This window comes from Janthinobacterium sp. CG3, assembly GCF_000344615.1.
Taxonomy (GTDB): Bacteria; Pseudomonadota; Gammaproteobacteria; order Burkholderiales; family Burkholderiaceae_D; genus Janthinobacterium.
The window spans coordinates 2,333,789-2,345,960 of the sequence record NZ_KB467824.1 but is presented as its reverse complement, the minus strand read 5'-3'; the positions used below and the strand labels follow the sequence as shown (position 1 = coordinate 2,345,960).

General features: G+C 64.8%; 11 protein-coding genes. 7 read left to right on the top strand and 4 right to left on the bottom strand.

The annotated features are described in order from the left end of the window. Nucleotides 1-189 precede the first annotated feature (189 nt). The 5 genes from JANGC3_RS0110130 to JANGC3_RS0110110 are packed head-to-tail and all read left to right on the top strand — an operon-like array spanning nt 190 to nt 5,032. Nucleotides 190-2,649: a TonB-dependent receptor gene (locus JANGC3_RS0110130; protein ID WP_157406557.1), complete on the top strand. Its 2,460-nt coding sequence runs from the start codon at nt 190-192 to the stop codon at nt 2,647-2,649. Between the two features lie 44 nt (nt 2,650-2,693). Next, the gene (locus JANGC3_RS32550) at nt 2,694-2,831 is read left to right on the top strand and encodes a hypothetical protein (RefSeq protein WP_017876379.1); all 138 of its coding nucleotides are present in this window, start codon (nt 2,694-2,696) and stop codon (nt 2,829-2,831) included. Further along, entirely contained in the window at nt 2,828-3,106 is a 279-nt protein-coding gene (locus tag JANGC3_RS0110120; RefSeq protein WP_157406556.1) for a hypothetical protein, read from the top strand. Before JANGC3_RS32550 ends, JANGC3_RS0110120 begins: the two co-directional genes overlap by 4 nt. A gap of 2 nt (nt 3,107-3,108) precedes the next feature. Continuing rightward, on the top strand, nt 3,109-3,393 hold the full coding sequence (locus tag JANGC3_RS0110115) for a hypothetical protein (protein WP_017876377.1): 285 nt from the start codon (nt 3,109-3,111) through the stop codon (nt 3,391-3,393). A gap of 7 nt (nt 3,394-3,400) precedes the next feature. Beyond that, nucleotides 3,401-5,032 carry a PepSY-associated TM helix domain-containing protein gene (locus JANGC3_RS0110110; RefSeq protein WP_035787592.1) on the top strand — a complete coding sequence of 544 codons (1,632 nt, stop codon included), beginning with the start codon at nt 3,401-3,403 and terminating at the stop codon, nt 5,030-5,032. Between the two features lie 37 nt (nt 5,033-5,069). Here the strand turns inward: JANGC3_RS0110110 and JANGC3_RS32545 are convergent, their stop codons facing one another. The 3 genes from JANGC3_RS32545 to JANGC3_RS0110095 all read right to left on the bottom strand — a co-directional run bounded on the left by JANGC3_RS32545 (nt 5,070) and on the right by JANGC3_RS0110095 (nt 9,606). Further along, nucleotides 5,070-5,921 (bottom strand): hypothetical protein, encoded by an 852-nt coding sequence (locus JANGC3_RS32545; protein WP_157406555.1) that lies wholly within the window; start codon nt 5,919-5,921, stop codon nt 5,070-5,072. Nucleotides 5,922-6,116: 195 nt separating this feature from the next. Further along, entirely contained in the window at nt 6,117-7,328 is a 1,212-nt protein-coding gene (locus JANGC3_RS0110100) for a DUF418 domain-containing protein (RefSeq protein ID WP_017876374.1), read from the bottom strand. Nucleotides 7,329-7,338: 10 nt separating this feature from the next. Beyond that, nucleotides 7,339-9,606 (bottom strand): TonB-dependent receptor, encoded by a 2,268-nt coding sequence (locus JANGC3_RS0110095; protein WP_232429684.1) that lies wholly within the window; start codon nt 9,604-9,606, stop codon nt 7,339-7,341. A gap of 174 nt (nt 9,607-9,780) precedes the next feature. Between JANGC3_RS0110095 and JANGC3_RS0110090 the strand changes: the two genes are divergently transcribed. Further along, entirely contained in the window at nt 9,781-10,164 is a 384-nt protein-coding gene (locus JANGC3_RS0110090; protein ID WP_017876372.1) for a Fur family transcriptional regulator, read from the top strand. Nucleotides 10,165-10,186: 22 nt separating this feature from the next. Here the strand turns inward: JANGC3_RS0110090 and JANGC3_RS0110085 are convergent, their stop codons facing one another. After that, the gene (locus JANGC3_RS0110085) at nt 10,187-10,966 is read right to left on the bottom strand and encodes a hypothetical protein (protein WP_157406554.1); all 780 of its coding nucleotides are present in this window, start codon (nt 10,964-10,966) and stop codon (nt 10,187-10,189) included. A 288-nt stretch (nt 10,967-11,254) separates the two neighbouring features. Here JANGC3_RS0110085 and JANGC3_RS0110080 point away from each other — a divergent pair, with 288 nt between their 5' ends. Next, entirely contained in the window at nt 11,255-12,145 is an 891-nt protein-coding gene (locus JANGC3_RS0110080) for a glycine betaine ABC transporter substrate-binding protein (RefSeq protein ID WP_051068270.1), read from the top strand. The last annotated feature ends 27 nt before the right edge of the window (nt 12,146-12,172 follow it).

Below are 12,172 nucleotides of genomic sequence, written 5' to 3'. Positions count from 1 at the left end.
AGCATTCCCCTCCCTTCACTCCCATCCCCCAAAAATATTTTCATCGGCAGGTTCCAGTTTTCCGTTTTCGCGCGTCAAGGTAGGTGAAAGCAAGGAAAGTGGACCGCGACGCACGCCCAGTGCTAGCCAGTGCCACCCGTTTGACGCCCGTCCAGGGCATGTACCCCATCTGATAGGAATGTGCTGACCATGTTGTCCAAACACGCATCTGTAGTTGCCGCCAGCGCGCCGAAGGCGCGCCTGATCCCGTTGGCCCTGGCCATCCACCTGGCCTTCGCCAGCACGCTGGCGCTCGGCGGCCACGCCGCCGCGCAAACCCAGGCGGCGGCCGTCGTCCAGTACGACATCCCGGCCGGCCCGCTGGCGGCCGCCCTGAACCGTTTCGCCCAGCGCTCCGGGGTCGCCGTCGCGCTCGACGCCGACAAGGTGCAGGGCTTGCGCAGCGAAGCGCTGAAGGGCGGCTTCGGCGTCGAGGAGGGCTTCAACGCGCTCTTGCGCGGCAGCGCCTTCGTCATCGGCAGGACCGACGCCGGCTATGTGCTGGTTGTGGCGCCGAAGGGGCCGCCTACAAGCGCCGCCGCCGACGCCGCCAGCGGCGAAACCGTGCTGCGCACCATCCAGGTGACGGCCGCCGCCTCGCCCGACGAGCTGCCGGCGGCCTACGCCGGCGGCCACGTGGCGCGCGGCAGCGCGCTCGGCATGCTGGGTAACACCGACATCATGGACGCGCCCTTCCACACCACCAGTTTCACCGCCAAGCTGATCGAAGACCAGCAGGCGTCGACGGTGGCGGCGGTGCTGCTGAACGACCCGTCGATCCGCGCGACCACGTCGGAGGGGCATATCTACGAGAACTTCAGCATCCGCGGTTTCGAGATCAGCAACGAAGACCTGGCCTTCAACGGCATGTACGGCGTGGCGCCGCAGGGCCACGTGCCGACCGAGTTCCTGGAGCGGGTCGAGGTGCTGAAGGGGCCGGGCGCGCTGTTGGGCGGCATGGCGCCGCAGGGTTCGGTCGGCGCGGTCGTCAACCTGGTGCCCAAGCGCGCCGGCGACGAACCGCTGCGCCGCGTCGCGGCCGACTTCAGCGGCGAGTCGCAACTCGGCGTGCACCTCGACGTCGGCCAGCGTTTCGGCCAAGGCCAGCGCTTCGGCGTGCGCGTGAACGCGGCCTACCGCGACGGCAAGGTCGGCGTTGACGGGCAGAACAAGGAGCGCAGCCTGGCCTCGGTGGCGCTGGACTACCGCGGCGAGAAGCTGCGGATGTCGCTCGACGCCTACAAGGACGGGGAGCACATCACCAACGGCAGCTCGTGGATGGCGACGTTCGCCGGGCCGGGCGTGAACGCGCCGCCGAAGGCGGGCACCAATCTGCTGCGCGGCATTTTCGGCAAGCTCGACACGCAGGCGGCGCTGCTGCACGCCGACTACGAGTTCAGCGACAGCTTGAACGCCTACGCCGGCTTGGGCGCGATGCGCTACCGCTATGCCGGCTACATCAACGGCACGCGCGCGCGCATCAAGAACGCGGCCGGCGACTACGACGGCCAGACCTACAACCAGCGCGGCTCGAGCGACACGGTGTCGGCCGAGGTCGGCCTGCGCGCGCGCTTTTCCAGCGGCCCGGTCAAGCACCAGATGACGCTCGGCGCCAACGCGATCCGGCTCGACGGCGGCCGCGCCACGGTGATGAACAGCCCGTTGTACAAGTCGAACATCTACCAGCCGGTGACGCCGCTGCTGGCCGCCACGCCGGGCGCGCCGCTGCAAAGCGGCGACGCCACCCTGTCCAGTGTCGCGCTGGCCGACACGCTGGCGTTCGCCGGCGACAAGGTGCTGCTGACGCTGGGGGCGCGCCACCAGCGGGTGCAGTCGGCCACGTTCGACGGCAAGGGGGTGAAGGGGCTCGAGTATGACAAGAGCGCGCTGACGCCGGCGCTGGGGCTAGTGCTCAAGCCGTGGGACGCGCCGGTGTCGTTGTACGCCAACGCGATCGAGGGCTTGAGCCAGGGCAGCAAGGTGAACGATCCGCAGTCGAACAACAACGGCTTCGAATTCCCGCAGTACAAGGCGAAGCAAGTCGAGGCGGGCCTCAAATGGGACCTGGGCCGTTTCGCCCACACCGTCAGCGCCTTCCAGATCAAGAAGCCGGGCGTGGTCTACGACGAGCAGAGCAAGCTGTATGGCATCGGTGGCGGCCAGCGCAACCGCGGCCTGGAATGGAGCGCGTTCGGCCAGGTCGGCGCGCAGCTGCAGTTGCAGGGCGGGCTCGCCTACACCGAGGGCAAGCTGACCTTCGGCGAGGGCAAGCCGAACAACGGCAACACCGCGTTCGGCACGCCGAAATGGAAGGCCAACCTGGGCGCCGAGTGGCAGGTGGCGGCCTTGCCGGCGCTGGCGCTGAACGCCCGCGCGATCTACACCGGCGCGCAGTTCGTCAACGCCAAGAACACCCAGCAGATCGGCAGCTGGACCCGCTACGACCTTGGCGCGCGCTACGCCGCCCGCGCCATGGGCCGCGACGTGGTGCTGCGCGCCAACGTCGAGAACCTGTTCGACAAGAGCTACTGGGCCGGTTCGTTCAACGACGGCTTCGTCACGCAGGGCGCGGCGCGCGTCTTCAAGCTGGCCGCCGCGACGGACTTTTAAGCGGTGGCGGCGTCGATACCTCCGCGGCGGGCGCCGGCTATCCGGTGCTGTACGCGCTGGACGGCAACGCCGCCTTTCCCAGGCTGGTTTTGATGAGCCGCAAGGCGGCGCGGCGCGGCAAGGCCACCGGCGTCGAGCCGGCGCTGTCGCGCGGCTTGGCTTTTTTCCTGGAGAAAAAATGATGGATCCTTGGTTCGTCTGGTTGGCGCTGGCGGCCACCTGCGCCGCCTCGCTGTGCCTGTATTTGGCGGCGCCGCGCCAGCAGTGGCTGGCGCGGCCCTGGCCGGCGTTCGCCGGGCGCCTCGCCGGCGCCGTGCTGGCCCTGGCCGCGATGCTGCTGTGGCTGCGGCTGATGCACGTCGCCACCGCCATTTTCACGATGCTGACGCTGACCATGTTGTGCTGGGTCGCGTTGCCGTACCTGGCCGCCTGGCGCAATCTGCGCAGGGGGCGCTAGCGATGGCGACCATTCGACTCGACTGGTGGAGCAAGAGCGTCGCCGGCGTCGTGCTGGGCTTCGGCCTGGCCATCTCGCTGTGCGGCTTGTTCGCCTGGCTCAGCCCCGGCGGCCCGGCGGCGACCAACAAGTATCAACTGACCATGTGGCTGGCGGCGCCGGTCTGGGCCAGCGTGCTCAGTTTCGTGTTCCTGTTCCGCAGCGGTGCGCGGGCCTGGCTGTGGCTGGGCGGCGCCAACGCGCTGGCCTTCGGCGGGCTGTTCGCCTGCCGCCATTTTCTTTCCTGAGGCGTCGATGCGTACTGAAGTGATCCGTTTGTATAAAACCGTGCATACCTGGACCGGCATCGTCAGCGGCCTGTTGCTGTTTATCGCCTTCTACGCCGGCGCCATCACGATGTTCGAGGAGCCGCTGGCGCGCTGGGCCTCGGCGCCGACGCGCTTGAGCAAGCCGACGCTGGCGCAGGCCGACGCCTTGATCGCGCAAACGCTGGCGGCGCGCCCGGACGCGCGCAAGGAGTTCACGCTGCACCTGGGCGAGGCCGAGCATCTGCCGGCGCGCCTGACCTGGCAGAAGGGCCGCGGCGACCGCGCGCCGCTGTCGGCCAACCTGGGGCCGGACGGCGCGCTGCGGGTTGAGCGCCTGCATCCGTCCGGGCTGGCGCAGTTTGTCGATACGCTGCACCGCACCGGCGGCGTTCCCGGCGACCTGGAGCTGGGCGAGCACTTGATGGGCGTCGTCAGCCTGCTGTACGCGGTGGCGCTGGTGTCGGGCGTAATCATCCTGTTGCCGTCGCTGGTAAAGGACTTTTTCGCGCTGCGGCTAGGGCGCAACCTGAAGCGCATGTGGCTCGACGCGCACAACGTCGTCGGCATCGCCAGCCTGCCGTTCCACCTGGTGATCGCGCTGACGGCGGTGACGTTCGGCCTGCACGACCAGTTTTACGACGTCCAGGACAAGCTTATCTATAAGGACGGGCTGGCGCCGATGATGAAGGCCGGCAGCGCGTACTCCGCCATCGCGCCGGACGGCAGCCCGGCGCCGATGCTGCCGGCCGCCGCGCTGCTGGCGCGGGTCGGCGCGGCGTCGCCCGGTTTCGCGGTCGCGGCGCTGCATTACCGCGCGCCCGGCACGGCTGGGGCGCAGGTGCGCGTGGCCGGCCACGACGGCCGCTATATGACGCGCGCCGAAGGTTTCCTGGTGATGAGCGCGGTCAGCGGCGAGATCGTCAACACCGCCTACTTCCCCGGTGCGCAGGGCACCTGGTCGGCGCCGGTATCGGCGTTCTTTTCGCTGCACCTGGGCAGTTTCGGCGGCGAGGCGGTGCGCTGGAGCTATTTCCTGCTGGGCCTGGCCGGCGCCTTCCTGTTCTATTCGGGCAATCTGCTGTGGGTCGAAACGCGGCGCAAGGCCGCGCGCAAGAACGCCGGGCCGGTGGTCCAGCAACGCTCGGCGCGCCTGCTGGCGGCCGGCACGGTTGGCGTCGCCGTCGGTTGCGTCGCCGGCATTTCGCTGGCGATCGCCGCGTCCAAATGGCTGGAGGGCAGGGTGGCCGCGCCCGACGAATGGCACCGGCGGATTTACTACGCCGTCTTCGTCGCCAGCGTGGCCTGGGCCTTCCTGCGCGGCGCCGGCAACGCCGCGCCGACCCTGCTGCGGCTGGCGGCGGCCGGCACCGCGGCGATTCCGCTGACCAGCCTGCTCGCGTGGGCGTTTCCCGCGCTTAACCTGTGGGCGCATGGCAGCGCGGCGGCGCTGGGCGTCGACGTGGTGGCGGCGGCCGGCGCGCTGGCGCTGTGGTCGATGGCGCGCGCCTCGGCGCGGCGGGCCGCCGCCGGCCCGTCCGACAGCGTTTGGGCCGGCGCGCCGATGGAGCTGCCGGTCGGCAACGAAACCACCATATCGAGACCTGACCCCGTTTTGTAGCGTGACGGTGTGCTTTCCGTCTTCGCTCCAGCCTTGTCTATTGAGCCAGCACCATTTCTTTCTTGCGCCACTGTTCCCACAGCTCTGCCACCGGCTGCCCGTACGCGGTTTGCAGGGCTATCCCCACGTTTTCGCCTTGGCGCATGAGTTCGAGCGCGTGTGCAAAGCGTGGCGCGCTTTCTCTGAGGTAACTGACGAACATCGCTGCTTGTCGGTAGTAGGCTGCCCAGCTTAAGCTGCCGCGTTGGGCGGGCTTGAAGCAACCATTCTCCAACGCTGGTCGAAAAGCCTGACCTTCACGCAGCAACTGTCGCGCCTGCGCGTCGCTGACCTTCTCCGCACCACCACCAGAGCTGGCCACTGCCATCCCTTCCAGCCACCAGCGCGGCGCGCACCGCTGGCCGTGTTGGAACCAGAATATGTGCGATAACTCATGCGTAAAAATTGGCAGACCGCTGTCGTTTTTCAGGAGCCGAACGGCGTTCAGGATGACAGTGTTGCCGCCCTGTCCAGTTTCGGCGCTGGAGTCTGCGATCATTACATATTTGGCATAACAAGCCTCGCTCGCACAGACATATACGTTGGGAGACTTGAAGCCGGCGCCGTGTGTGTGCTCAATTGTTGTTTGTGCTGCGGCATATGCCTGCTGCAACTGTTGCGCCAAAGCCAGTGTTTGCCCTGACGCCGTGCTATCCACGTGCACCAAAGACGCCGTCGAAACATCGTTGAATCCCGTGAAAGGTCGTATCTGTAGCATGCCAGCCTTCATCCAGTTGGAGCAACCCGACATTGCCAGGCAACACAGCACCGCGATGGCTGCGCTGCCGCGCCAGCGACTTGGCTGGCACATGGCCGCATCCTTCAGAACTCTCAATTCTTGCATTGTCATGCTTTCTTTTGGCTGTTCAGCCTGTTTGGAACGCGTTGGCGCAGTACAGAGCACCCGCGCGGCGCACTTTCGACCTATGGCAAGCAGAATACTATGCCGGAAGTCGGCGCGCAAAGCTCGGCTGTCCGCTTGCGGTCGATAGCTGACCGACCATGTGCCATGCCCGCCGTCCGACCTCAAGCACACCTGGGATGCTTACGGATAGGCGAGCCATCGCCACAGTCGTTCCAGCGGGCCTTGCTGCCAATGTCGCAGCCAGCATTGGCACAGCGCGCGTTGCAACAGAATGATCGACATGGTCAGTGGAATCAGGGCGGCGAATGGAAATTCGCCCATCCATCCCAGCCCAAAACCATAGAACAAGAGCAACGCGATGACGCTTTGCGAGAGATAATTCGTCAGCGGCATACGCCCCAATGGAAGCAGCCATGCGACCATCGCGCGCCACCGGGGCGCCTGCCACAGACGCGCGATCAGCAGCAGATAACACAGCGCCAGCGTGGTGCTGCCGGCGTGGTACACCAGCGACTGAACCATGCCCAGCGCGCCCTCGGAGCTGGGCGAGTGGGTGTACGCCTTGATTGCCGCATAGACCGCGCTACACACCAGGCCAACCAAGGCAAACGGCCATGGCGAGCGCGCGCGGAGGAATGTCGGCTCGTTCAAGCGGGGCAGTATCTCGCGCGCTATCCAGAAACCGAGGACGAACTGTCCCAGCACTTGGAACGGCCGTCCGGACTGTAAATAACTCATCGGGCGCGTAACGGCATTGACCATGTTGGAGGCGAGTATTTCCAGGCCATTGTTCGAACTGCGCATCTCGAACAGCGATCTCCCGGCAAAACCCCAATGCGTCTTCAATTGCGTTTGCAACTGGGCCAACGATTGCCAAAACGGTTGCTCCGACGTCAAAAAATGCCCGGTCTGTATCGCCAGCGGCATCAGTAACAAGCCGCCGATCCACCACAGCAGATGGTGGGACTTCAGCGTGCGAAAACACAGCAAGAGCACGCCCATGACACTGTATAGCGTGAGGATGTCGCCATACCAGATCAGGAAGAGGTGAATCAGCCCGAACAAACACAGGGCGGCCATGCGACGACACCAGAACCCGGCAAAAGGTGCCGACAAACGTTCTGCCTTGCCTGCCTGCAAACCAAATCCTATGCCAAAAAGCACGGAAAACAGTGTATAGAATTTACCCTCGACGAAGCAGTCGACCAGGAACAACACGATGCGATCGGCGACCGGCCACGGCAGGGCGCTAAGCTGATCCGGCGTCATCACGTACAGGCCGGCGAAGCTCACCAGGTTGGCGATGCAGATACCGATCAGCGCAAAGCCACGTACGCAATCGAGCAAGTCGATCCGCTGCCCGGCGGGAGTTGGCTTGAGTGTGGCGCGCATGCGTCGCTGCTCAGAAGTCGAACTTGACGGTCAGGTCGACGCTGCGAGGCGATCCCAATATCAGCTGGTTGGCGGCGCTGGGACCGCTCCACGTGGCGTACAGTTTGTCGCCAAGATTGCGTACGCGCAAAGTGACCAGTGCCTTGGGCAGGCGATAGCCCAGATAGGCGTCGGCCAAGGTGTAGCCGTTGATGCGCACCGTATTGGCGTTGTCGGTGTACATTGCGCCGACATGACTGAGACTGGCACCGGCCGACAAGGGCAGGCCGGCAAAGCGGTAATCGGCCCACAGGTTGGCGGTGCGCTCGGGCACGTTGGTCGGGACATTGCCGATCCGCGATACGCCTCCCGCCTCTACCAAGGTATCGAATTGCGCTTTGAGGACGGCGAGGTTGCCCGACAAGCTGAATTGCCGGGTGGCGCGCCACGCTGCGGAAAGTTCCATGCCCTGTGACGAAACTTGGCCATTATTCACGGTCAAAGTAGGGATGACGGCATCGCGCGAGAGTATGTTGCTTTGCTCGATCTGGTAGACGGCGGCGGTCCATTCCAGTCGGGCGTCCGGCAGGCTTTGCTTGACGCCCAGTTCCACTTGCCTACCGCGTGTTAGCGGATATTTGGCATTCGCCGCCGATAGCAACAGCAGGTTGGAGGTGCCGGCCGCCGCCGCCGCGTCGGCGATTTGCGCATATAGCGCGGTCGCCTTGGACAGGTCGTACACGGCGCCCAAGCGCAGCGAATTGGCGCTGTAGTTTTTCGTGAATGCGCTGTTGGCGCCGGTATTGAGGTCGGCGATGGTGCGCTCTAAACGAATCCGGTCGTGGCGCAGGCCGGTTACCAGTGTAAACTGAGCGCTAAGCTTCAGCGCGTCTTCGACAAACATCGAGGTCACCGGGATCGTTGCCGTCATGTCGGTGCGATTGCCGCCGCCAACCATGAGCGCCGGATCGCTATTGTAGAAACCGACGAGCGGATTCAATGGATCGACCGGCGCGGCCACCAAACCATTGGAAAAACGGCGCTCGGTCGAAAAATCAGTGTGGGTGTATTCCAGCCCGGCGACAAAACGGTTTCCCATTCCGGCGACCTTGCCCTCATGGCTCAGATCGAGTCGGTTGCCCCAGACTTCATGATCGTGTCCGACATCCACCTGGTCGCGATCGATCATGCCGGAACTCTTGTTGAACACGGCCTGTTCGGCGTTGCGCCAGCGGCGGTGGGCGTTGTAATAGCTGAAGTCATTGCGCAATATCCAGGCATCGGATAACTGCCAGTTCAGGCGCGCGCGCGTCGACAGGCTGTCGGAATCCATGCGAGCGTCGGCGACGTTGTAATTCCGCTTAGCCATGCGGCGGTCGATCACCCGGCCGTCGCTGGTGCTCACTACCGAGGTGGCATTGCCAGCCGCAAAAGCGCCGCTGACCAGCGGCGTGCCGTTATAGGCGTCGACGTCGTCGCGCAGATAATCGAGCGACAGGTCCAATGTGATACGCGGCGCCAGTTCGAAGGCAAGGCCGGTGGTCAGGTGATCGAGTTGCTGGCCACCGCGATCGACATGGCCAACGGATTGCTGGTGGCTGAGATCGAAGCGATAGGCGGCGGTTTCTCCCAGTGCGCCGCCGTTGCCGATGGCGGCACGCGAGGAGTTGAAACTACCGTAGGAAATCAGGGCTTCCGAGCCGGGGTTGCTGCGATCGGGCTGTTTGCTGACAAAATTGACCGCGCCACCGATGCCGCCTTCGCCATACAGTACCGACGCCGGACCCTTGAGTACTTCGATGCGCGCGTAATTCCAGCTGTCTTGCGGCCGGCTCGACATGGTCGGCGTGGAAATGCGCACGCCGTCGAACAGGTAAGTGACGAAGCCGCCGTTGAATCCACGCGTGGACGCCAGCCCTGGCGAGGACGGGCTGCCGCCGACGCTGATGCCGACCGCGCCGCGCATCGCCTCTTCCAAGGTGCGCGCACCGCGCTGTTGGATCAGGTCTTGGCCGATGACCTCGACCGAGGCCGGGGTCTGGCGCAGGCTCAGGCCGAGCCGCGAGCCGACCGCGGCCGGCGCGTCCTGCGTCATGCCGCGCTCCAAGTCGGCGCTGACCACGACCGTTTGCAGGGTGGCCTCGGGGGCCGTGGCATGGGTCTGCGCTAGCACAAGCGCGGGCGACGCCATGCACGCCATGGCGACGGCCTGGCCAATGCGTCGGCGATGAGTGGAGAAGGCGGGAGTTGATGTACGGAAGGCGGACAGCACGGTAACGGGGACGGGTTTGCGAGACATGGCGTTCTTTCAGCGTTTCATGTTTAATGATAATGGTATATCATTATCATAACATGGAAAAATAGCTGTTCAGCAATTTATCGCCCGAGAACGACGCCGGAACTGTCTTGAAGACGGTGCTTCGACTATCATGACTACCTTCTAGAAAGACTGAAAAACCGGGACACCAGCGCAATGGAACGATCAACACGGCAACGCACCGCAATCTCCGCCATCATCGACGCGGCACACAGGCCCCTTTCGCCGCAGGAAATCCTGGACGGTGCGAGAGACGCCGGGACCGCTGTGGGCATCGCCACGGTGTACCGCAACATCAAGTTGCTGGTGGATGAAGGCGCCATTCAGGTCGTCGCCCTGCCGGGAGATAGCCCGCGCTACGAATCGACCGGACACCGGCATCACCACCATTTCCAGTGCGGCGTGTGTAAGAGGGTGTTTGATGTGGACGGCTGCCCGGGCAACATGACGGGCTTGGCGCCGAAGGGCTTTACTGTCGAGCGACACGAATTGACGCTGTATGGGCAATGTGCTGACTGTGGCGCCGGCGCACACTCGTAAGCCGGTCGCCGCGGGCTAGCGCCTATTTCGCCAGCGCCGGCGCCAGCTTGATGAATTCCGGCGACGCGCGCAGGCGGCCGATTTCGCTCCAGACCGCGTTGACGTAGGCCGGGTGGGCTTGCTGGAAGTCGCGGTTGAACGCCAGGTACAGCGTGAACGACAGGAACGGCGCCGGCAGCAGCTCCAGCTCGCCGGCCATGTCGCCGTTGGCCAGCTCGTTGGCGGCGGCCAGGCCGTTCATCACCAGCAGGTCGCCGCGGCCGACCAGCAGCTTGCGCAGCAGCGATTCGTTGGCCTGCGCGCCCTCGTCGCCCTGCACGCCCAGCTTCGCCAGTTTTTCCCGCACCGAGACGATGCCTTTGTTAAACATCACGGGCGTGCTCAGCGCGCTGAAGGCCTTGCCGTCCCAGTTGGCTTTGCTGCCGATGCGGCGCAGCACCACCATGGTGACGGCGCCGACCGCCTTTTGCGTGTCGACCTGTCCCTCGCTCATCGGAAACGCCATTGACGCCGCGTATATGGCCGACGGCGGCAGGGCCGCGTCGTAGGCGCCGGCCATCACCCCCTCGGTGCAGCGCAACCACGGCACCACGGCAAACTGCACCTGGTCGCCTTGCAGCGCGAGCGCCTTGCGCACCAGCCATTGGCCCTGGCCGTCGTGGTCGGTGAAGGTCAGCGGCGGGAAGGGGTTGGTGGGAATGCACACGCTGACGGTGCGCGCCAGGCAGCTCGCCGACAGGCCGAGTACGCCGCAGGCCAGGGCAAGGCGGGACAATAGCGGGCGGGCGGGGCGTTGAATCATGGTGGGTTCTGGGGTGAAAGGGGCGGCGGCCCGGCGGCCGTAATGCCGCCAAGCAAGAGCATTCTACCGTGCCGCCCGAGCCACACGCCTGAATCGCACTGCCGCGGTGCACGCCACTGTGGCGTGGCAACCACGGCGACGTTTTTGATCGTATACATGTCGCTTATGGGGCGCTGCCGCCGAAACCCCCACAGTATGCTCTGGAGGTCTGCATCGTTTCCGCAAGACACTCTTGCACCATCGACGGCAACGGTGGATATTCATGGTTGTAGTGATAAGGGGAAGCAAATGTTTAATAAGTGCCATCAACGATGGCGGACACTGTGCCCGGCCTTGGTGCTCGGCCTTTCCTTCGCGGTTGCGCCGGCGGCCGGCGCCGCCGACGGCAAGGCGCTGCGCATAGGCTGGACCGCCTGGTCGGACGCGGAAGCGGTCACCAATATCGCCAAGCAGGTGATCGAGCAGAAACTCGGTTACAAGGTCGAGCTGGTGATGACCGATATCGGCCTGCAATACCAGGGCGTCGCCAAGGGCCAGCTCGACGTCATGCTGATGTCCTGGCTGCCGACCACGCACAAGGCTTACTGGGACAAATTGTCGGGCGAATTGGTCGACATGGGCGTGCTGTACGACAACGCCAAGCTGGGCTGGGCAGTGCCGGCCTACGTGCCGGAAGCGCAGCTCAACAGCATCGCCGACATGGGCAAGCCCGAGGTGCAGAAGCAGTTGAAAAACCAGGTGCAGGGCATCGATCCCGGCGCCGGGCTGATGAAGGCGTCCGAGGGCGCGCTGAAGAGCTACAAGCTCGACAACTACAAGCTGCAGACCGGTTCCGACGCGGCGATGGTGATCGCGCTCGACCGCGCCATCAAGCGCAAGGAGTGGATCGTCGTCACGACCTGGACCCCGCATTGGATGTTCTCCAAATACAAGCTGCGTTATCTGCAAGACCCGAACCAGGCGCTGGGTGGCGCCGAGGCGATCCACGCGATCGCGCGCAAGGGTTTCGAGCAGGACTTCCCGAAGGCGGCGGCGTTCATCAGCAATTTCAAGATTCCGCTGGCCGACCTGGAGGGAATCATGTTGCGCGCCAAGGACACGTCCTACGAGAAGGAGGCCACCGCCTATATCAAGTCGCATCCGGACATGCTGGAAAAATGGCTGAAGGATGTGAAGTAAGCCGGCGTTCGTGAACGCCATTTTGCC